This is a genomic window from Streptomyces sp. NPDC059355 (assembly GCF_042752335.1).
GTDB lineage: Bacteria > Actinomycetota > Actinomycetes > Streptomycetales > Streptomycetaceae > Streptomyces.
In genome coordinates, this window is the sequence record NZ_JBHYXN010000036.1 from 68,653 (window position 1) to 89,195 (window position 20,543).

General features: G+C 73.0%; 18 protein-coding genes and 1 pseudogene. 8 read left to right on the forward strand and 11 right to left on the reverse strand.

Annotation, left to right across the window (positions count from 1 at the left end; all coding sequences use genetic code 11):
- Position 1: 1 nt before the first annotated feature.
- The 3 genes from ACFXGI_RS28560 to ACFXGI_RS28570 all read right to left on the reverse strand — a co-directional run bounded on the left by ACFXGI_RS28560 (position 2) and on the right by ACFXGI_RS28570 (position 5,310).
- On the reverse strand, positions 2-1,687 hold the full coding sequence (locus tag ACFXGI_RS28560) for an ArnT family glycosyltransferase (protein WP_384712504.1): 1,686 nt from the start codon (positions 1,685-1,687) through the stop codon (positions 2-4).
- Entirely contained in the window at positions 1,684-3,009 is a 1,326-nt protein-coding gene (locus tag ACFXGI_RS28565; RefSeq protein ID WP_384712507.1) for a glycosyltransferase, read from the reverse strand. Before ACFXGI_RS28565 ends, ACFXGI_RS28560 begins: the two co-directional genes overlap by 4 nt.
- Positions 3,010-3,246: 237 nt before the next feature.
- Positions 3,247-5,310 carry a thioredoxin domain-containing protein gene (locus ACFXGI_RS28570; RefSeq protein WP_384712510.1) on the reverse strand — a complete coding sequence of 688 codons (2,064 nt, stop codon included), beginning with the start codon at positions 5,308-5,310 and terminating at the stop codon, positions 3,247-3,249.
- A gap of 264 nt (positions 5,311-5,574) precedes the next feature.
- Between ACFXGI_RS28570 and ACFXGI_RS28575 the strand changes: the two are divergent.
- Positions 5,575-8,866, forward strand: a pseudogene (locus ACFXGI_RS28575) (tetratricopeptide repeat protein).
- Between the two features lie 199 nt (positions 8,867-9,065).
- Here ACFXGI_RS28575 and ACFXGI_RS28580 read toward each other — a convergent pair.
- Entirely contained in the window at positions 9,066-9,299 is a 234-nt protein-coding gene (locus ACFXGI_RS28580; RefSeq protein ID WP_384712513.1) for a hypothetical protein, read from the reverse strand.
- 2 nt (positions 9,300-9,301) lie between these two features.
- Positions 9,302-10,183, reverse strand: a complete 882-nt coding sequence (gene mca / locus ACFXGI_RS28585; RefSeq protein WP_384712517.1) for a mycothiol conjugate amidase Mca — start codon at positions 10,181-10,183, stop codon at positions 9,302-9,304.
- Between the two features lie 121 nt (positions 10,184-10,304).
- Between mca and ACFXGI_RS28590 the strand changes: the two genes are divergently transcribed.
- Together ACFXGI_RS28590 and greA are read left to right on the forward strand one after the other, a co-directional pair.
- The gene (locus ACFXGI_RS28590; protein WP_384712520.1) at positions 10,305-10,733 is read left to right on the forward strand and encodes a DUF4307 domain-containing protein; all 429 of its coding nucleotides are present in this window, start codon (positions 10,305-10,307) and stop codon (positions 10,731-10,733) included.
- 136 nt (positions 10,734-10,869) lie between these two features.
- Positions 10,870-11,367, forward strand: coding sequence for a transcription elongation factor GreA (gene greA, locus ACFXGI_RS28595; protein WP_030865473.1), 498 nt, complete (start codon positions 10,870-10,872; stop codon positions 11,365-11,367).
- 74 nt (positions 11,368-11,441) lie between these two features.
- On the opposite strand, the gene ACFXGI_RS28600 is transcribed toward greA, so the two are convergent.
- From ACFXGI_RS28600 to ilvA, 4 genes are all read right to left on the reverse strand, one after another.
- Complete coding sequence (locus tag ACFXGI_RS28600) at positions 11,442-12,299, reverse strand: ABC transporter permease (RefSeq protein ID WP_384712524.1); 858 nt, start codon at positions 12,297-12,299, stop codon at positions 11,442-11,444.
- On the reverse strand, positions 12,296-13,261 hold the full coding sequence (locus ACFXGI_RS28605) for an ATP-binding cassette domain-containing protein (protein ID WP_384712527.1): 966 nt from the start codon (positions 13,259-13,261) through the stop codon (positions 12,296-12,298). The genes ACFXGI_RS28600 and ACFXGI_RS28605 overlap by 4 nt, the downstream gene beginning before the upstream one ends.
- Before the next feature lie 151 nt (positions 13,262-13,412).
- Positions 13,413-13,919 carry a hypothetical protein gene (locus ACFXGI_RS28610; protein ID WP_384712530.1) on the reverse strand — a complete coding sequence of 169 codons (507 nt, stop codon included), beginning with the start codon at positions 13,917-13,919 and terminating at the stop codon, positions 13,413-13,415.
- Positions 13,920-14,011: 92 nt separating this feature from the next.
- Positions 14,012-15,247, reverse strand: a complete 1,236-nt coding sequence (gene ilvA, locus ACFXGI_RS28615; RefSeq protein WP_384712533.1) for a threonine ammonia-lyase — start codon at positions 15,245-15,247, stop codon at positions 14,012-14,014.
- Between the two features lie 262 nt (positions 15,248-15,509).
- Here ilvA and ACFXGI_RS28620 point away from each other — a divergent pair, with 262 nt between their 5' ends.
- From ACFXGI_RS28620 to ACFXGI_RS28630, 3 genes are all read left to right on the forward strand, one after another.
- Positions 15,510-16,031 (forward strand): MarR family winged helix-turn-helix transcriptional regulator, encoded by a 522-nt coding sequence (locus ACFXGI_RS28620; RefSeq protein WP_384712536.1) that lies wholly within the window; start codon positions 15,510-15,512, stop codon positions 16,029-16,031.
- Between the two features lie 82 nt (positions 16,032-16,113).
- A complete protein-coding gene (locus ACFXGI_RS28625) occupies positions 16,114-16,542 on the forward strand; it encodes a sigma factor-like helix-turn-helix DNA-binding protein (protein WP_384712539.1) in 429 nt (142 codons plus the stop codon).
- Positions 16,539-16,790 (forward strand): hypothetical protein, encoded by a 252-nt coding sequence (locus tag ACFXGI_RS28630; protein WP_384712542.1) that lies wholly within the window; start codon positions 16,539-16,541, stop codon positions 16,788-16,790. The genes ACFXGI_RS28625 and ACFXGI_RS28630 overlap by 4 nt, the downstream gene beginning before the upstream one ends.
- A 32-nt stretch (positions 16,791-16,822) precedes the next feature.
- Here ACFXGI_RS28630 and ACFXGI_RS28635 read toward each other — a convergent pair whose 3' ends face one another.
- On the reverse strand, positions 16,823-17,980 hold the full coding sequence (locus tag ACFXGI_RS28635; RefSeq protein WP_384712545.1) for a cystathionine gamma-synthase: 1,158 nt from the start codon (positions 17,978-17,980) through the stop codon (positions 16,823-16,825).
- Positions 17,981-18,062: 82 nt separating this feature from the next.
- Here ACFXGI_RS28635 and ACFXGI_RS28640 point away from each other — a divergent pair, with 82 nt between their 5' ends.
- Positions 18,063-19,169 (forward strand): hypothetical protein, encoded by a 1,107-nt coding sequence (locus ACFXGI_RS28640; protein ID WP_384712548.1) that lies wholly within the window; start codon positions 18,063-18,065, stop codon positions 19,167-19,169.
- A 143-nt stretch (positions 19,170-19,312) separates the two neighbouring features.
- Positions 19,313-19,978, forward strand: coding sequence for a peptide-methionine (S)-S-oxide reductase MsrA (gene msrA / locus ACFXGI_RS28645; protein WP_384712551.1), 666 nt, complete (start codon positions 19,313-19,315; stop codon positions 19,976-19,978).
- Positions 19,979-20,052: 74 nt separating this feature from the next.
- Here msrA and ACFXGI_RS28650 read toward each other — a convergent pair whose 3' ends face one another.
- Positions 20,053-20,442: a hypothetical protein gene (locus tag ACFXGI_RS28650; protein ID WP_384712554.1), complete on the reverse strand. Its 390-nt coding sequence runs from the start codon at positions 20,440-20,442 to the stop codon at positions 20,053-20,055.
- Between the last annotated feature and the right edge of the window lie 101 nt (positions 20,443-20,543).

Here is a 20,543-nt window from a genome sequence, read left to right on the forward strand (position 1 = left end):
ATCAGCTCCCGTCGGCTCGGTCGGTCCTGCGGATCTCGATGCGGTCCTCGCCGGAGCCGAAGACGGCCACCGCGCTCGAATGCTCCAGCGCGGCCTTCACGTTGGGCAGGTCCACGGCGTCCCGGCGGACGGTGGGCGAGGAGACCACGTAGTCGATGTCGCGCCAGCCGCGCGGCAGGGTCCTGGTGACGGCCGGGTCGAGGTCCGCCTTGTAGAACCAGATGGCGCCGGGTCCGGGCTCGAAGCCGTGGTGGACGGCGTCCAGCCAGAGCGCGTCGTCGACCAGGACCCGGGTGTGCCCGGGGTCGGGGACCTCCCGGCCGAGCCAGGCGGCGGCCGCCCGGTACGGGGCGTTCGCGTCGGCCGTGAGCGCGGTGCGGTCGCCCTCGTACCAGCGCGGCAGGACGTACACCGCGGCGGCCGCGGCGAGTACGCCGATCAGCACCCGGCGCCCGATCGCGCGCACCCCGCGCTCCCCCGGCGCGCGGCGGCGGCGCAGCACGGCGTGCGTGACGCTGGCCGCGCCCCCGGCGAGGACCAGCGCGAGGAACGGCAGCGCCTGGATCACGTACATGGCGGGCAGGTAGCCGGAGGGCCGCATCGCGACGGCCGCCAGGATCACCGCGGCGAGCGCCGGGCCGGCGAGCGCGCGGGCGGTGACCGACCACCTGAGGGTGGCGAGCAGCAGGAGCGCTCCGGCCAGCCCGCCGAGCGGCAGGACGGTGTCGTAGTACAGCCAGGACCGCAGCACGCCGTTCGAACCGGAGCCGGGAGTGAGGAGGAAGCCCGAGCCCGGGCGGCTCATCTGGTACGTGATGCCGTCGATCAGTGAGACGTGCCCGGCGCCGGGCAGCAGCTCGCTGTTGAGCAGCGCGTACAGGGGGTACGAGAGCCCGATCAGCGCGCAGGCGGTGACGGCGCCGGTGACGGCGAACTTGCGGGTGTCGCGGTGGCTGTGGCGCCACATGGTCACCAGCAGCGCCGGGAGCACCACCAGCATCGTCTCCTTGGTCAGGACGGCGGTGGCGGCCGCGAGTCCCGATCCGAAGTGGTGCCACAGGTGGCGGCTGGGGGACGCGGCCAGACAGAAGGCCAGCAGCATCCACATCACGGCGAGGTTGTCGAGGAAGATCTCCCGCTGGAGCACGACGGAGAGCGGGGAGAGCCCGAAGAGGGCCATCGCGAGGCCCGCGGCCCAGCGCGGCAGCCAGAGCCGGCGGGCGAGTACGTAGATCAGCACCGAGCTCGCGGCGGATACGGCGATCATCGAGAAGCGCATCGGCGCGACGGTCATCCAGTCGGGCACGAGGAGCGAGGGCAGGTAGGTCAGGGCGGCTATCTGTATCCAGCCGAGCGGCGGATGGTCGTACCAGTACGTGTAGTGCGCGAGGCCGTCGCCCTGCTGCACGGCCCACGCCTGGGCGAGGTACGTGCCCTCGTCGTCGCTCAGGGTCGGGAAGTGCGTGATGTTCCAGCCCTGGACGAGGACGATCGCGAGCAGGACGGCCCCGCAGAGCAGCAGGTCGGGGCGCGAGGAGCGGAAGCGGACGAGGGGGTGGGCCGGGGCGGGCGGCCGGACCCCGAGACCGCCGGGACGTGTCCGCTGCTGCGGGATCAAAGGTGCGGTGGCGGTGGCGGTGGCGGCGCCGGACCGGGGATCAGTGGCCGTGGGCAGGGTGGCGGTCACTGGTGACTGTCCTCTCGGATCGCGGTGGACGCGCCGGCGGCACCTGCCCCGGCGGTGGCGCTGATCGGAGCGAGGTGGGCGCCGGTGTGGCTGGTCAGCTCCCACTCGTTGCGGCCGCGCTGCTCGCGCCAGACCGCCCGGATCGCGGCGCCCGCCAGCATCACCTGGTAGAACGGGCCGCCGACGACGAGTTTGAGGTAGTGCACGAAGCGGACGCGCAGCCCGTACTGGCGGCCGAAGTCGTGCAGGCCGACGATCTCGAACACGAAGGTCACCATCGCCGTGATCATGGGAAGGAAGGTGATGATCGCGATGCCGACGGGCACGTCGAGCAGGACGGCGGCGGCGAAGTTGAGCGGGATGATCACCCCGGAGGCGGCCTGCATAAACGGGGTCATCAGCGTGTAGCGGGCCAGCCAGCGCTGGCCGCGGCCGGGCAGCTGCTGCCAGTCCTTCTTCCGGTAGACCTGCAGGAAGCCCTGGTTCCAGCGGGTGCGCTGCTTGAGCAGGCTCATCAGCGAGCCGGGCGTCTCCTCGCGGGTGACCATGTCGCAGTCGTACGCGACGACCACCTTCTTGCCGACCGAGGAGAGGCGTACGCCCAGGTCGCAGTCCTCGGCCAGGCAGTTCTGGTCCCAGCCCCCGGCCTCCCGGAGCACCTCCGTGCGCACGAAGACGGTGTTGCCGCCGAGGGGGATGAACCCCTTCTCGGCGTGCAGGTGCAGCCGGGAGCGGAACCAGAAGAAGTACTCCAGGCAGTTGCGCAGGCTGTACCAGGAGGAGTGGAAGTTGATGAGCTGGACCCCGCCCTGGACCACGTCGGCCGCGGTGGAGCGGAAGGCGTGGTCGACGTGGGCGAGCAGCTCGGGGTGGACCTGGTCCTCGGCGTCGAAGACCCCGACGATGTCGCCCCGGCAGTGCGGGAGGGCGGTGTTGAGGGCCTTCGGCTTGTTCTTGGCCTCATGGTGGTCGACGACGACCCGGACGCGCTCGGGCGCCCGCGCGGCGGCGGCCTCGGCGACGGCGGAGGTCTCCGGGTCGTCGTGGCCGACGATGACGATGATCTCGTAGTCGCCGTGGCTCGATTCGAGCAGCCGCTCGATGGTGTGGCGCAGGACCGCCTGCTCGTGCCGGGCCGGCAGGAGCAGCGAGAAGGCGAGCCGGCCCTCGCCGTCGGGGCGGTCGAAGCGGGTCGAGGCGAGCGTCTCGGGCGTGCGCCACGCGTGCATCTGCCACCACAGCGTGAAGGCGGCCATCCAGAAAAGCGCAAACGAAATCACGGATATGGCGACAGATGTATACAAAACGTCCCCCACAGACATGCCGCGACACCCGGCGGCGATCGGCAATCCCCCCAGGGGATCAAGGCGGGCCCCCCGGCCCGCCTGCCCCTGCTTCCCCCTCGGGCACACCCCCCGGTGTGCCCGCTCGGCGGCTCCCCAGCGACGGCCGCAGACATGAGAGTAGGCAGCGAAAATGAAACTCAGGAGCCGCGGGGATAAAAACCAGGTTTCCGAAATGCGGGACGAGCAACCGGAATTGACGGCACTCCGGCAGATTCAGGGATGAACCACACCCAACTGATCGGCGAGCTCGACCGGGTCTGTCGTAGGCCGCGCGCAGACGAAATGTCGACACACATACGCCGTCGGAAGGTCGTGCACGAGCGTGCGCTCGGCCAGGAGGGGGAACTCGCCCCCGCTGCCGTCGGCCGCCCGCGGCAGCCCGACCGCCACGACGGCCCCGGGAGCCGTCCCCAGCAACGCCGCCCGGTGCAGCCGGGCCAGCGCCGGATCCTCCGGATGCCCCACCACGGCCACCTCCCGGGGTCCGTCGAGCAGCGCCTCGGCGACGGCGAGCCCGTGCCCGATGAAGCGCGGGACGCGCGGACCCAGCGCGTGCACGACCCCGAGGGCGCGCTCGGCGGCCGTACGGTGCGCCTCGGATCCGGTGTGGGCGGCGTACGAGAGGAGCGCGCCGGCCGCGGCCGTCCAGCCGGAGGGGGCCGCGGTGTCGGTCGGGTCCTGGGGGCGGCGGATGAGCCGCTCGGCGTCGTGCGCGGTGTCGTAGAGGGAGCCGTCCTCGGCGGTGAACCGGTCCAGGACGAGGTCGACGAGGAATCCGGCGAACTCCAGCCAGACGCCCTCGCCGGTCACGGCCGCCAGCGCGAGGAAGCCCTCGGCGACGTCGCCGTAGTCCTCCAGGACGCCGGCGTTGGCGCCGACGCGCCCGTCCTTGCTGGTCCGGGCCAGCCGCGCCCGCCCGGCAGCCGCGTCGAAGTGGACCCGGACGAGGAGGTCCGCGGCCTCGGTCGCCCGCTCGACCAGGTCCGGCCGGTCGAAGTACGCCCCGCACTCGGCCAGCGCGGCGATCGCCAGGCCGTTCCAGGCGGCGACGATCTTGTCGTCCCGGCCGGGAGCGGGCCGCTCGGAGCGCGCCGCGAGCAGCCGCCGCCGGATGCCGGCGATGGTCCCGGCATCCACGACGGGCCCGTCCTGCGGCAGCTGGAGTACGGACTTGCCGTGCTCGAAGGTGCCCTCGTCCGTCACCCCGAAGTACGCGGCGGCCAGGGCCGCGTCGTCCGCGCCGAGCACCTCGGCCAGCTGGGCGGGGGCCCAGGCGTAGTACGCCCCCTCGACGTGCTCGCCGGTCTGCGGGTCCTCGCTGTCGGCGTCGAGCGCGGAGGCGAAGCCGCCCTCGGCGGTGCGCAGCTCGCGCACCATGAAGTCGGCGGTCTCCAGGGCGACGCGCCGCGCGAGATCGGAACCCGTGGCCCGCCACAGATGCGCGTACACCCGGCACAGCAGCGCGTTGTCGTACAGCATCTTCTCGAAGTGGGGGACGACCCACTCCCGGTCCACGGAGTACCGGGCGAACCCGCCCCCGAGCTGGTCGTAGATCCCGCCGCGGGCCATCGCCTCGCAGGTCTCGGCGGCCATCTGCAGGGCCCCCTCGCCCCCGGTGCGCGCATGGTGGCGCAGCAGGAACTCCAGCACCATGGACGGCGGGAACTTCGGCGCCCCGCCGAAGCCGCCGCGGACGGGGTCGTAGTCCCGCGTCAGCCCGAGCAGCGCCTGTGCGAGCTCCTCGGGGCCGGGCGTGCCGGCCTTGCCGTACTCCAACTGCCGTCCGGCGAGGTCCCGTACGATCCGCTGCGCGACCTCGGCGACCTCCTCGGGCCGCCCCACCCACGCGGTCCGCACGCCTTCGAGGACCTCCATGAAGGAGGGCATCCCGTGCCGGGGCTCGGGCGGGAAGTAGGTCCCGAAGTAGAAGGGCTCGGCGTCGGGGGTGAGGAACACGGTCATGGGCCAGCCGCCCTGCCCGGTGGCGGCCTGCACGGCCTCCATGTAGACGGCGTCGACGTCGGGCCGCTCCTCGCGGTCCACCTTGATGTTGACGAAGTGCTCGTTCATGTAGGCGGCGGCCAGCTCGTCCTCGAAGGACTCGTGCGCCATGACGTGGCACCAGTGGCAGCTGCTGTACCCGACGCTGAGCACGACGGGCACCCCCCGCTCCCGCGCCTGCGCGAACGCCTCCGGCGACCAGGGCCACCAGTCGACGGGATTGTCCGCATGCTGCAGCAGGTACGGCGAGGTCTCATGAGCGAGGCGGTTCGGCATGGCCCCATCCTCGCGCACCGGGCGGGACGCCGCGGGGAGCGGAGGACGGCGTGCCACCCCACGTCGGCCGCGGCCCCGGCCTGCCGGTCCGGCCACCCGGCGTCGACGGGGGGCCGCGTGCGCGCGGTGGAACGTACATATATGCGCGTGAGCGGGGGGAGTTGGGGCAACTCCCTCTGATCTAGCTCAGATTCCCTCGCGCTCGCGGCAGTCCCGGCGGACACTTGGGGCCACGTTGCCGGAGCTCTCTTGAGGGGGATGCCGATGCGGGACAGCCATCGCGGCGAGGCCGAGCGACTGTTGGAGCGGGCCGTCGACGAGGAGGCCCGGCGGGGGGCCGGGGCCGGCACGCCGGCCGACAAGGCGGCGCTGGCGGCGCGCGGCCTGGAGGCGCTGGACGCGCTCGCGGCGAGCGCCGCCGAGGAGTACGAGGCGTACGTACGGGCCCTGGACGAGGCGGCGGCCGGGGACGAGTCCCTCGGCGAGGCCTTCCGGCGCGGCAACACCTCCACGGCGCTGCTCGTGACGGCGGTTGCGGCGGCCGCGGCCGTCGGGGCCGACCTGTCGCTCGGCGTGGGGGCGGGCACGGCGCTGGCCGCCGGGGCCGTCACCGGCATCGCCGGGGCGGTGGCCACGGTCGCCAAGGTGACCGCCCTGCACCTGCCCGCCGCGAACCGCCGGGCCGGGGTCCGCGGGCGGCCCGGCGGGCCGGAGCAGCTGAGACTGCAGTGGCTGACGGCGCTGGAGGTGCGCGGGATACGCCCGTTCCTGGAGCAGCAGCGCGCGGTGGCCGCCGCGGCGCGGGCGCCCCGGCAGACCTCCCGGACCACGGCTCCCCAGCTGCGCGGGACCAACCGCAGCGCGGAGGCCCGGCGGCGCAGCGTGCTGGAGCAGTCCTTCGGCCAACTCCCACAGCCCGCGGCTTCGTTCGCGGGCCGGCGGGCGGAGCTGACCCGGATCGCGCAGTGGGTGCAGGCGGCCCGGGCCAGTACGGAGACCCGCCCGGTGGTCGTCGTGCTGCACGGCGAGCCGGGCGTGGGGCGTACGGCGCTGGCGCTGCGGGCGGCGGACGCCCTGCACGACCAGTTCCGCGGGGCCTGCGTGGTGGACCTGCGGGGCGGCTCGCTCAGCGGGGAGGCCCCGCTGCCGATCCGGGAGGCGCTGCTGCACCTGCTGAACCGGCTCGGCGCCCCGCGCGAACAGCTGCTGTTCCGCGAGGGGTCCTCGGCGGAGCAGCAGGTACGGCGCCTGGGCGAGCTGTACCACCAGCACCTCCAGGGGCTGCCGGTCACGGTGCTGCTGGACGACGCGGTGGACGCGGAGCAGGTACGGATGCTGGTGCCGGAGCGGTCGGAGAGCCTGGTGCTGGTCACGGCCCGGGAGCCGCTGGAGCTGCCCGGCCTGTCGGCCTGGGTGCACCAGCTCCCGGTGGAGCGGCTGGCGGAGGCGGAGAGCGCGGAGCTGGTGCGCGCCGGGGCCGAGGCGGCCGGATCGGCCCCGTACGGGAAGGACGGGGAGGACGGGAAGGACGGGGAGGACGGTGAGGAGGCCCTGCGGGGGCTGCTCGCCCTCGGCTCCGGGCTCCCGCTGGCCTTGCGCGTACTGGCACCCCTGGCCCCGCTCGGTGCGGCCGGAGCGCAGGCCCCGGGTGGCCCCGACGCTCTGGACGGCGCCCTCGCGCTGGCCTACGCACGGCTGCCCGAGGAGCGGCGTCGGCTGCTGCGGCGGCTCACGCTCGCCGGGCGGGCCTCGCTCGGGCCGTCGGCCGCGGCGGCGCTGATCGACGCGGACCGGGCGTCGGCGGGGCCGCTGCTGCGCGACCTGGCGCGGGCGGGCCTGCTGGACCACGTACGCGGCGAGCGGTACCGGATGCACGACGCGGTGCGCTCGTACGCGGCGGCGCGGCTCGCGCAGGACGAGGACCGGGCCGAGTCCTCGGCGGCGCACGGCCGGCTGATCCGCAACTACGCGCAGCTCGCCGACTCGGTGATCCGGATGGTCGACGGGAAGATGTCGACCCGTGCGAACGCGCCTTCGAAGACAAGCACGGTCGGGGGGCACGGTTTCGCCTCGCTCGACGCGGCGCTGCGCTGGCTGGACGAGGAGTCGAGCTTCATCACGGCCACGCTGCGGCACTCGGAGGACGTGGACCAGCAGGCCGTGCTGGACCTGCTCGGCGCGCTCTGCGACTTCTGTCTGCTGCGCGGGGACCTGTACCGGCTCGGCGAGATCAACGAGCTGACGCTGGCGGTGGAGGCCGCGCGCCGGGGCGAGCCCGGCCAGGGCCGCCTGGTCCGCTCCGTGCAGTGGCGTACCGGTATCGCCGCCCGCCAGCTCGGCGAGCTGGACAAGGCCCGCACCACGCTGACCTCGGTGGTCGACCAGTACCGGGAGGCCCACCAGGACGCCGGCGCGGGCATGGCGCTCATCTCGCTCGGCATCACCCTGCACCACCAGGGCCAGCTCCCGGAGGCCGCCGCCCGCATCCGCGAGGCGCTGGTGCTCCAGGAGCCGGAGGAGCTGGCGGGCGACCGCCGCGTGGGCCCTGCACGCCCTCGCGGCGGTGGAGCGGGACCGGACGCACCTGGCGGAGGCGGTGCAGCTGCTGGAGCGGTCGCTGGCCCTGCACCGGGAGAGCGAGAGCGTGCACGGCGAGGCGTGGGCGCACTTCCAGCTGGGGCAGGTGTTCCTGCGGCTCGGCGACGTCCCGGGGGCGGAGGCGGAGCTCAAGCTGGCCCTCGACCTGTACGGGCGTACGCGCGACGAGCGCGGGCAGGCCTGGGCGCTGACCCAGCTGGGCCGCGCCCGGGTGGTCGACGGGGACCCGGGCCCGGCGGTGGAGCGGCTGCGCGAGGCGCTGGCCGAGCACCGGGAGCAGGAGGACGCGCGGGGCGAGGCCTGGTCGCTGTACTACCTCGGGCAGGCGCTGGAGGAGGGCGGCGAGCGCGATCAGGCGGTGCGGGAGCTGGAGCGGGCCCGCACGATGTTCTCGCGGATGCGGGACGTCTACGGGCTGGCGCACGCCCGGCACCACTCGGGCCGGGTCACCCGCGACCAGCGGGCGGCGCAGACGGGGAACCTGCGCAACTCCGGCTTCGCCCGGCAGCTGCTGACGGACGCGCGGGCGGACTTCCGGCGGATCGGGCTGGCGCACGGGGAGGCGTGGACCTGCCTGGAGCTCGCGGTGATCGACGCGGGCAACGGCCGGGTGTCGCAGGCGCTGGGCCTGTGCGAGGAGGCGGCCCGGCTGTTCATCTCGTACGGGGACCGGCGCGGGGAGGACTGGGCCCGCTTCCTGCGCTGCACGCTGCTGCCGTACGCGCTCCCCGGCGCGGGCGTGGACGAGGCCCGGGCGGATCTGGCCCGGCTGGCCGCGGCGCCGCACGCGATGCGGGACGGGCGGCTGGAGGACGGCCTGGACGCCTACGCGGTGGCGCTGGGGCGCGGGGTGGACCCGGCGGAGGGCTGGCAGGCGTGGCGGCTCGGGCTGGTCCCGAACCTGCACTCGCGGGAGATCATGGGGGTCCCGATGCCGCCCGCCTCGCCGGCGCGATGACGGAGCGGGCCGGCCGTACGGCTGCGCGGGCCGAAGGCGGCCGGCAGCGGTACGGACCCGCCCGCCGCGGATCGGCCTGACGGGCGAGGCGCGAGCCGTGGGCAGCGCGCTTTCGCCGCCCCGCCCGTGGCACGGGCGGGCGGCGGGGCGGCGCCCGGAGCCCGGGCGCGAGGAGCCGGTCCGCCGGTGGAGCGGCTCCTTACGGGGCCTTCTCCGCCACCGGGGCGGCGGCGGACGCCGCTCCCGCCTCCGGGGCCTCCGTGAAGTCGACCCGGCGCATGTGCCGGCTCATCGACTTCATCAGGCCCCACACCGCCAGGGCGAGGGCCGCGAACACGATGAAGCCCAGGACTCCGGGGGTCACCTTGTTCTTGTCGAAGGTGTCACCCGCGAGCGGAAGGAGCTCGGTCAGTGCTGCGTGCGTAGCGCTCATAGCTACGCATTCTCCCGGATGCCCTCGAAGAGGTCGGACTCGGGGAGGGAAGTGTCGACGAGCGACTTCGCGAGCTCGTACTCCTCCGTGGGCCAGACCTCCTTCTGGATCTCCATCGGCACGCGGAACCAGCCGCCGTCCGGATCGATCTGCGTGGCGTGCGCGATGAGCGCCTTGTCACGGATCTCGAAGAACTCGGCGCACGGCACGTGCGTGGTCAGTGTCCGCTCGGCGCGCTGGAACTCCTTCCAGCGCTCCAGCCACTCCCCGTACGGGGACTCCATGCCACGCGAGAGCAGCGCCTCGTGCAGGGCCACCGTGCGCGGCTTGTTGAAGCCCTGGTTGTAGTAGAGCTTGCGCGGCTGGTACGCCGGGCCGAACTCGGCCTCCGGGTACTTCTCGGTGTCCGCGGCGCCCTCGAAGGCCACCATCGAGATCTTGTGGGTCATGATGTGGTCGGGGTGCGGGTAGCCGCCGTTCTCGTCGTACGTGGTGACGACCTGCGGCCGGAAGGCGCGGATCTTCTTCACGAGGCGGCCGGCCGCCTCGTCCACGTCCTCCAGGGCGAAGCAGCCCTCGGGCAGCGGGGGCAACGGGTCGCCCTCCGGCAGGCCGGAGTCGACGTAGCCCAGCCACTCCTGCTCGATGCCGAGGATCTGGCGCGCCTCGTCCATCTCCTTGGCGCGGACCTCGTGGATGTTCTCCTCGATGTACTTGTCACCCTGGAGCTTGGGGTTGAGGATCGAGCCGCGCTCACCCCCCGTGCAGGTCACCACCAGCACGGGAACCCCCTCGGACACGTACTTGGCCATGGTGGCCGCGCCCTTGCTCGACTCGTCGTCGGGGTGGGCATGGACGGCCATCAGTCGAAGCTGCTCGGTCAAGACAGGATCCTCTTTGAGTCGTCAGGGCGTTCGCCTCCTATAGTGACCGAATCGGGGGGTGGAAAAATTCCGGGGCTGCCCCCGGGAATCCGGAGTCCTGCCCTCCCGAAAGGAACGATCAATGAGCGCGGTACGCGAGGGACTGCCCGAGGGCCGCTACGGCCGGTCGGCGGACGAGCGTGCGGACCGCAAGCTCAAGATCGTCGGTTCCGTGCTGGGCGTCGGGCTGCTGGGTGTGGTCGGCTGGATCGGCTGGGACTACGTCGCGGGCCAGAGCGTCAGCGCCCAGGTGATCAAGTTCCAGGTGGTCTCGGACTCCGAGGTGAAGGTGCAGCTGGAGGTGCGCAAGGACGCCGGGGTCACCGGGGTCTGCACCCTGAGCTCCCAGAACGAGCAGCACGCCGAGGTGGGCCGCGCGGACTTCACCTTCGGGCAGAAGGACACGCGCGTGGACGAAATGCTCTCGCTGAAGACCACCGGCCGGGCCACGATGATCGAGCTCGTGGGCTGCCAGGCTGCAGGCAAGGACACCACGCCGACGGCAGGCTGAGCTCTTTCCAGCTCACGGGCCCGATGACACACTTCATACACATGGTGTCCTCCCCCTTTTCTTCCCGAATTGTTAGGCTCGTGGTTTCGCCCGCCGCTGGCGGACAAGTAGTCCCCTGTACCGACGAGGAGCACCCGTGACCCAGACGAGCGAGAGCGTCACCTGGCTGACCCAGGCGGCGTACGACCAGCTGAAGGCCGAGCTGGACTACCTCTCTGGTCCCGCACGCACGGAGATCGCCACCAAGATCGCAGCCGCCCGCGAGGAGGGCGACCTGCGTGAGAACGGCGGTTACCACGCGGCCAAGGAGGAGCAGGGCAAGCAGGAGCTCCGCGTCCGCCAGCTGACGCAGCTCCTGGAGAACGCCAAGGTCGGCACCGCACCCGCCTCCGACGGCGAGGTCGCGCCCGGCACGGTCGTCAAGATCGCCTTCGACGGCGACGAGGACGACACCATGTCCTTCCTGCTCGCCTCGCGCGAGTACGCGTCCTCGGACTTCGAGACCTACTCCCCGCAGTCCCCGCTGGGCACCGGCGTGATGGGCAAGAAGGTCGGCGAGAACGCCGAGTACGAGCTGCCGAACGGCAAGAAGGCCACCGTCAAGATCCTGGACGTCAAGCCCTTCACCGGCTGATCACCCCACGCGTACGAGGAAGCCCCCGCCGGACCGGTCCGGCGGGGGCTTTCCCCTTGCTGCGCGCCGCGGTCCTAAGCCGTCGCGGAGCGGTACTTGCGGACCGACAGGGTCCGGAACGCCACGATGATCAGCACCGACCACAGGACCGAGGCGAGCACCGGGTGCTGCATCGGCCATGCCGCGGGGGCCTCGTACCCGGGCGGGAAGTTGCCGAACAGCTGCCGGGCCGCCTGGACGGTGGCGCTGAACGGGTTCCACTCCGCGATGGTCCGCAGGAACGGCGGCATGTTCTCGGAGGGGACGAAGGCGTTCGAGATGAACGTCAGCGGGAAGAGCCAGATCAGCCCGCCCGAGGTGGCCGCCTCCGGGGTGCGCACCGACAGGCCGATCAGCGCGCCGATCCAGGAGAACGCGTACCCGAGCAGGAGCAGCAGGGCGAAGCCGCCCAGCACCTCGCCGGCGCTCGTGTGGGTGCGCCAGCCGACGAGCAGGGCGACGACGGCCAGGACGACCAGGGTGAGCGTGGTCTGGACGAGGTCGGCCAGCGTGCGGCCGGTCAGGACCGCGCCGCGGGCCATGGGCAGCGAGCGGAAGCGGTCGATCAGGCCCTTGTGCATGTCGTCCGCGATGCCCGCGCCCGCGCCGGCCGTGGCGAAGGTGACGGTCTGGGCGAAGATGCCGGCCATCAGGAACTCGCGGTAGGCGGCGGGCGAGGTGTTGCCGTCCACGCTGATCGAGCCGCCGAAGACGTAGCTGAAGAGCACGACGAACATGACCGGCTGGATGACGCCGAAAATGATCACCTCGGGGATCCGGGACATCCGGATCAGGTTCCGCTTGGCGATGACCAGGGAGTCGTTGACGCCCTGGGCGATGCCGCCGCGGGGGCGGGGCGCCGCGAGCTCCGGGGTCGGGGAGGGGGTGGTCACTTCTGCGCCTCCTCGTCGTTCAGGGCGGCCGCGTGGCCGGTGAGCGAGATGAACACGTCGTCGAGGGTCGGCCGGCGCAGGGCGATGTCGTCGATCTCGATGCCGCGGGAGTCCAGCTCGCGGATGACCTCGGCGAGCAGCTTGGCGCCGCCGCTGACCGGGACGGTCAGCTTGCGGGTGTGCTGCTCGACGGTGGTCTCGCCCTTGCCGAAGCCGGCGAGCACGGCGCGGGCGTCGTCGATGTGGTCGCGCTCGTGGACGACGACCTCGACGCGCTCGCCGCCGGTCCGGGCCTTGAGCTGGTCCGAGGTGCCGCGGGCGATGACCTTGCCCTGGTCGACCACGCAGATGTCGTGCGCGAGGTGGTCGGCCTCCTCCAGGTACTGGGTGGTGAGCAGCAGGGTGGTGCCGCCGGCCACGAGCTCCTGGATGACGTCCCAGAGCTGCTGGCGGTTGCGCGGGTCGAGGCCGGTGGTCGGCTCGTCCATGAACATCACGGGCGGACGGACGACGAGTGCGGCCGCGAGGTCCAGGCGCCGGCGCATGCCGCCGGAGTACGTCTTCGCGGTGCGGTCGGCGGCGTCGGCGAGGTTGAACCGCTCCAGCAGTTCGCCGGCCCGGGCCTTCGCCGCCTTGCCCCTCATCTGGTAGAGCCGGCCGACCATTTGGAGGTTCTCGCGGCCGGTCAGGTACTCGTCGACGGCCGCGAACTGGCCGGAGAGGCCGATGGCGCGGCGGACTTCGTTGGGGTGCTTGAGGACGTCGATGCCGGCGACGACGGCCCTGCCGCTGTCCGGCCGCAGGAGGGTGGTCAGGACGCGCACGGCCGTGGTCTTGCCGGCGCCGTTGGGGCCGAGCAGGCCCAGTACGGTGCCTTCGGGGACATCGAGGTCCACGCCGTCCAGTGCCCGTACCTCGCCGAAGGTCTTGACCAGGCCTTCGGCGTAGATGGCGCCTGGCATAGGGATTCCCCCTGTGATCATCAGGCCAGTAAACCGGTACTTTCCTAGGCAAATCTTATGGGCGTGGGTCAAGCGGCGCCCGGTCGGCGGATGTCGGCCGGGAGCCGCCGGACCGGGCGTGCGGGGACGTGCCCGGCGTGCGGGCTGTGCGTCAGCCCGCGCCGAGGTAGGTCACGTTGACGGTGAGCAGGCTCTCGGTCGACTTCAGGTTCACCGTGTTCGACTGCTTCGTGCTGCCGATCAGCAGCACCCAGTCCGTCTTCTCGTAGCTCTGCGGCGCCGTCTCCCGCCAGCCGAGGTGCTTGAGCTGCTCACCCAGCCGCGGCAGGGCCCACTCGGCCTGCTGCGTGGTCGTGACCGCGGTCCAGTCGACCACGCTCGCGTTCTTCGTCGCGTTCGCGTCGCCCGAGCCCTTCCCCTTCTCGGGGTCCAGACCCGCGGCGCGCAGCGAGGACTTGACCTCGTCGTCCACGGCGTCCCGGCCGAGCGGCGCTCCGGTGGCCTTCGGGGACGGTTTGGCCGACTGGGACGCGGCCGCCGGCTTCGGCGCCGCCGCCGCACCGGATCCGTCGGAGGACGAGCAGCCCGCGAGGGCGAGGGCCGCGGACGCGGCCAGAGCGATGACGGCCGCCGTTTGCGGTCTGACGCGAATGTGCACCGAGAGACTCCCACCCCATGTGAACGTGGCCGGGAGTCTCACACAAACGGCCGGATTCCGCACCCCTGTGTCACCGCCGAAGGGGACAAGACCTACCTCATCACCGCGTATCCGGCGGCGTGGAGCGAGCGCGCGACCTCGGCGCAGTGCTCCTGGCCCTTGGTCTCCAGGTGCAGCTCCACCTCCACCTCGGTCAGCCCCAGCCGCGGATCGGTCCGTACGTGGCTCACGTCCAGCACGTTCGCGTCCACCCCCGACAGCACCGCCAGGAGCCCGGCCAGCGCCCCCGGCCGGTCCGCCACGCGCAGCCGCAGCGACAGGTACCGGCCCGCCGCCGCCATGCCGTGCCGCAGGATCCGCTGGAGCAGCAGCGGGTCGATGTTCCCGCCGGACAGGACGGCCACCACCGGGCCGCCGCCCGCGTACAGCTCGGGCCGGCTCAGCAGGGCGGCCACGGGGCTGCACCCCGCCGGTTCGACGACGAGCTTGGCCCGCTCCAGGCAGAGCAGCAGGGCGCTGGAGAGGGCGTCCTCGGAGACCGTGCGGACGCCGTCGAGGAGGTCTCCGATGATGTGGAAGGGGATGTCGCCGGGGCGGCCGACCTTGATGCCGTCGGCCATGGTGACCGGATTGTCGACGGAGACCGGGTGCCCGACCCGCAGCGAGGGCGGGTAGGCGGCCGCGCCCTCCGCCTGCACCCCGATCACCTTCACGTCCGGCCGCAGCGCCTTCACCGCGACCGCGATGCCCGCCGCGAGGCCGCCGCCTCCGACCCCGACGAGGATGGTGCGCACCTCCGGGCACTGCTCCAGGATCTCCAGGCCGACCGTGCCCTGGCCCGCGATGACGTCGCGGTGGTCGAACGGGTGGATGAACACCGCGCCGGTGCGGTCCGCGTACTCCTGGGCCGCCGCCAGGGTCTCGTCGACGACCTGCCCGTGCATCCGCACCTCGGCCCCGTACTCCTGCGTCGCCGCCACCTTCGGCAGCGGCGCCCCGACCGGCATGAACACCGTCGAGCGGACGCCGAGGAGGGAGGAGGCCAGGGCCACGCCCTGCGCGTGGTTGCCGGCGCTGGCCGCGACCACGCCGGCGGCCCGCTGCTCGGGGCGCAGGCCGGCGATGCGCACGTACGCGCCGCGCAGCTTGAAGGAGCCGGTCCGCTGGAGGTTCTCGCACTTGAAGTGGACCGGGGAGCCGGTGAGGGCGGTCAGGTGCCGGCTGTTCTCCATCGGCGTGACCCGGGCGACGCCGGAGAGCATCTTCTGGGCCCCGCGGACGTCGTCGAGGATGACCTGCGGAACGGGCACGGGCACGCGGTAGTTCATGCCGCCAGTCTCGCAGCCCCCACGGATCACGGCTCCGGGCAGCGGACCCGGGTCTCACGGACCGGACGCGTGTCCGGGCGGACAGGTGCCGCAGCGCGGGGATCCGGGGCGCACAGGGGGCGAAATCACGCCATCCGGGACGGGTCCGCCCCCTTGGTTCGTACCGCCCGTATCAGTTCTCGTACGAGGCGTACGGGCCGCCCCACGGCCGCGTACTCTGTCCCCCAACCTTGTCGGCCCCACGCGAAGAGAGCTCACGGCCATGCCCTCCAACCCGGCCAATTCCGACCTGCCCGCGGCGGCCGAGGCGTCCGCCGAAGCCGGGCTCCTCGACGCGCTCCAGCACCAGGTGGCCGTCTTCGCCCGGCGCGCGGAGCAGACCCGCCTGGGCGGGGTCGGCCAGGCCCGCAACTCGATGGACCGCGCCGCGTACCTGCTGCTGAACCGGCTCGACCTGGAAGGCCCGATGGGCGTCAAGGCGCTCGCCGGCGGCATGGGCATCGACTCCTCCACCGTCACCCGCCAGGTCGCGCCGCTCGTCGACAGCGGCCTGGTCAAGCGCACCTCGCACCCGGAGGACGGGCGGGCCGTGGTCCTCGCGCTCTCCCCGCGCGGCCTCTCGCGCCTGGAGGAGGTCCGCTCCTCGCGGCGCGAGCTGATGGCCCGGGTGACGGAGGGCTGGTCCGGGGAGGAGCGGGAGTCGTTCACGGGTCTGCTGACCCGGTTCAACGGCTCGCTGTCGGAGCTGATGGGCGCCGCTTCGGAGGCCGGCCCCGCTTCCTGAGGCCGGGGGCGGTCCCCCGGCTCGATCCGGAGTCCGTCCGACCTCTTGGCCGGGTGGTCCCGCTGCCCGCACTATGTGGCCTGTGGAAGCCCACGGGCCGCGCACCTACGCGGAGTTCGAGGCCTTCGTCGCAGGGGCGGCGGGGCGTCTCCTGCACGTCGCCGTCCTGCTGACCGCCGAGCCGGAGGCCGAGCCCACCGCAGCCCGCGGGCTGCTCGCGGGCGCGCTGGCGCGTACGTACGCGCAGTGGCGCCGGGTGCGCCGCGACGACCCCTACGACCACACCCGCCGGGAGCTGTGCGCCGCCTTCGCCCGCACCGGCTGGCGCCACCGCGGCGGTACGGGGCCGCTCGCGCCGCTCGGCCCGCCGGAGCGGCTCGTGCTGGTGCTGCGCGTGTACGAGGGCGTCGCCGAGGAGGTCACGGCCGCCCAGCTGGGGCTGCCGGTCGAGCGGGTGCGGGCGCTGTGCACCCGGGCGGTGGCCGCCGTGCGCTCCCAGGAGGCGGCGTGAGTCCCCCCGACCGCAAGGAGGACCAGGTCAGGCGGCTGCTGGAAGGCCCCCGCCCGGTGGTCCCGGCCGGGCTGGCGGCGAGTGCCGCGGCCCGCGGTGACCGGCTGCTGCGCCGCCGGCGGGCCCTGCGGCGGGTCGGCTGGGCGCTGCTCGCCGCCGCGGCGGCGGCCTTCGCGGTGTGGGCCTCGCTGACCCGCCCGTGGGAGGTGCCGCCGAGCGGTGTCTCCCCGCCCCTGGAGGGCTGGTAGCCACCGCCCGGCGGCTCTCGTCGTACCGGTGCCTAGCCGAGGGCCTGCGTCAGGTCCGCGATCAGGTCGTCGGCGTTCTCGATGCCCACCGAGACGCGGATCAGGTCCGCCGGGACCTCCAGGGCCGAGCCGGCCACCGAGGCGTGGGTCATGCGGCCCGGGTGCTCGATGAGGGACTCGACGCCGCCGAGGGACTCGGCCAGGGTGAAGACCTTGGTGCGGCCGCAGACCGCGACGGCCTCCTCCTCGCCACCGGCGACCTGGAAGGAGACCATGCCGCCGAAGTTGCGCATCTGCTTGGCGGCGACCTCGTGGCCCGGGTGCTCGGGCAGGCCCGGGTACAGGACCTTGGTGACCTTCGGGTGGCGCTTCAGCACCTCCACGATCTTCTCGGCGTTCGCCGCGTGCCGGTCCATGCGCACCGCGAGGGTCTTGATGCCGCGCAGCACGACCCAGGAGTCGAAGGGTCCGGCCACCGCGCCCATCGCGTTCTGGTGGTAGGCCAGCTCCTCGCCCAGCGCCGCGTCCGCGGCCACCAGCGCGCCGCCGACCACGTCGGAGTGGCCGCCCATGTACTTGGTCAGCGAGTGCACGACCACGTCCGCGCCGAGCGCGAGGGGCTGCTGGAGGTAGGGCGAGGCGAAGGTGTTGTCCACGACCAGCTTGGCGCCGGCCGACCGCGCGATGTCGGCGACGACGGCGATGTCGGTGATGCCGAGCAGCGGGTTGGAGGGGGTCTCGACCCAGATGACCTTGGTCTTCGGGGTCAGGGCGGCCCGTACGGACTCCGCGTCGGAGGTGTCGGCCACCGACCACTCCACGCCCCAGCGGGAGACGACCTTCGCGAAGAGGCGGAAGGTGCCGCCGTACGCGTCGTTCGGGATGACCACGTGGTCGCCCGGGGAGAGCAGCGTACGCAGGAGGCAGTCCTCGGCGGCGAGCCCGGACGCGAAGGCCAGGCCGCGGGCCCCGCCTTCCAGCGCCGCGAGGTTCTCCTCCAGCGCGGTCCGGGTCGGGTTGCCGCTGCGGCTGTACTCGTAACCGCCGCGCAGGCCGCCGACGCCGTCCTGCTTGTACGTGGACACCTGGTAGATCGGGGGCACGACCGCGCCGGTCTGCGGGTCCGCCGTGTTGCCCGCGTGGATCGCGCGGGTCTCGAAGCTCTGGTGCTCGTGGCTGTCGTCGCTCATGGGCAGAGCTTATGGGGTGCCCGGCCGGACGGCGGGGTGGGGCATTGGCCTGCGCGCGGGTGCGTCTGGTTCGCTGGGGGGCATGGAGATTCTGTGGTTCCTGATCGCGCTCGGCCTGCTCGTGGCCGCCTTCAGCCCGTACATACGGCGCAGGCGGGGCGGCAGCCTGCGCCTGGTCGCGCCGGGCAGCCCTGACGCGGCCGACCCCGAGAACTACGGTTTCGCCCGCCAGGAGCACCTGGACATCCGGGTGCCGGGTCCCGACGAGGACCTGATGGACGCACTGGACGCCGTACAGCGCACCGGGCAGTGGCAGGCGGCCTCGCAGCTGCTGGCCGGCACCCCGAAGGAGGGCGAGCTGCGCTGGCAGCGGGTCCAGGCCTTCGGCGGGGCCGCGGCGCTGGAGCTGGTCGCGGAGCCGGGGGTCGGCGCGCGCTGGCTGAAGGCGTGGCGGCTGGAGGCGGAGAAGGACGCGGGCGGCGCGCAGGTGCACGCGGAGCTGCTCGTGCAGCAGGCCTGGCGGCATTCGGGCGGCGTGGGCTCCACGGACCACCGGATCATCCTGGAAGAAGCCCGGGAGGCCTGCCGCAAGGCGGCGCTGCTGGCGCCGGGCGACCCGGTCCCGCACATCACGGAGCTGGCGGTGGCGCGGGCGCTGGGGTACTCGGAAGCGGAGTTCGACGCGCTCTGGGCGAAGGTCATCGACGTCGCGCCCGCGCACATGGGCGCGCACCTGGCGGCGCTGCACTACTGGTGCGAGAAGTGGCACGGCTCGCGGGAGAAGGCGGACGCCTTCGCGCACGCGGCGGCGGCCCGCGCCCCGAAGGGCTCGCTGCTGGCCGCGCTGCCGCTGTTCGCGGTGTACGAGCACGTGCCGGACGTGGTCCTGACGAACTACTGGCGGGGCGCGGTGGTCACCCGGGCCGTGGAGGGCGCGCTGTACGCGGTGCACACCGCCCGCCAGGACGACCCGATGCTGGCGCACGTACGGCACATGCTGCTGTCGTTCCTGGTGCCGATGGAGCGCTGGGCCGAGGCGATGGAGCAGATCCGCCACATCGACGGCTGCGTGGGCGCCCTCCCGTGGTCGGTCTCCCCGGACCCGGCGGCGCAGTACACCCTGTTCCGCGCCCTCGCGGTGGCCGGCTACGAGGCCAACGGCGGCTCCCCGGCCACCCTCCCCCACTGACCCGGCGCCGTCCGCGGGGCCCGTACGGCCCCAGGGCGGCGGACGCGGGTATGACGAAAGTGTGACGCGGTGGGCGGGGGCGGGGGCGGGGGGAATCCCGGTCCGCCCTCGGCCGTTGAAGGGAGCACCACTAGGAGGGAATCATGTTCTCGTACCGCCGCACGCCCGAGCTCCCCACCCGCGAGGAGGCCCTCCAGGGCCGCGCGACCCCGCAGTTCTCGCTCCCGGACCGACACACGGTGCTGGGCAACCCGCTCGCCGGGCCTTACCCGGCCGGGCTCCAGGTCGCGGACTTCGGCCTGGGCTGTTTCTGGGGCGCGGAGCGCAAGTTCTGGCAGACCCCGGGGGTGTGGACCACTCTGGCCGGCTACCAGGGCGGGTTCACCGAGAACCCGACGTACGAAGAGGTGTGCTCGGGCCGGACCGGCCACACGGAGGTCGTCCGCGTGGTCTTCGACCCGGCGCAGGTCTCGTACGCCACCCTCCTGAAGCTGTTCTGGGAGTCGCACAACCCCACCCAGGGCTTCCGCCAGGGCAACGACGTCGGCACCCAGTACCGCTCGGCGGTCTACACCCACTCCGAGGCCCAGCAGGCGGAGGCCGAGGCCTCCCGCACCGCGTACCAGCAGGTCCTGGTGTCGTCCGGCTACGGCGAGATCACGACGGCGATCCTCCCGGCGGCGGAGCGCCCCTTCTGGCCGGCGGAGCCCTACCACCAGCAGTACCTGGACAAGAACCCGGACGGCTACTGCGGCATCGGCGGCACGGGAGTCAGCTGCCCGATCGGTGTCGCGCGCGCGGCCGACTGACGACAGCGCGTAGCACGCGCGGGCGGACAGGGGTGGGGCAGGCTCGCAGTGGGCCTGGCCTGCCCCCACCCGGGTCAGTCCGTGATGATCCGGTTGTCCTCGATCCGGCTGTCCTCCGCCTTGCGCTCCACCTGGGCCGCTTCGCCCGCCTCGATCGTGGAATTGCGGATCGTGCCCCCGTTCTCGGCGCTCTCCGTGACATCGGATCCGCGCCGCGCGGTGATGGTGCCTCCGGTGATCTCCGAGCCCCCTTGGGCGGTCTGCCGGACGATCGTGCGCGGAGGCCGTGTGTCGGCGTGGGCCCTGTCCCACCACGCGAGTGCGGCGGCGGCCGCGACGAGCACCCCCAGGGCGATGGCCAGGGACCAGCTCCACCGGTCGGTGATGACGTTGGTGACGTAGCCGGTGGCAACGCCGAGCGCTACGGAGAGTGCTGCGCCCACACCGGGCTTGATGCCTGCCATGAAGACGGGCCTTGACCCCGGATCCTGAACACACGAGACACTGGATCCTGAGGATCTGAGAACGGACTTCTCGTGGTCATGAAGAACTATCCGCCGGAGTT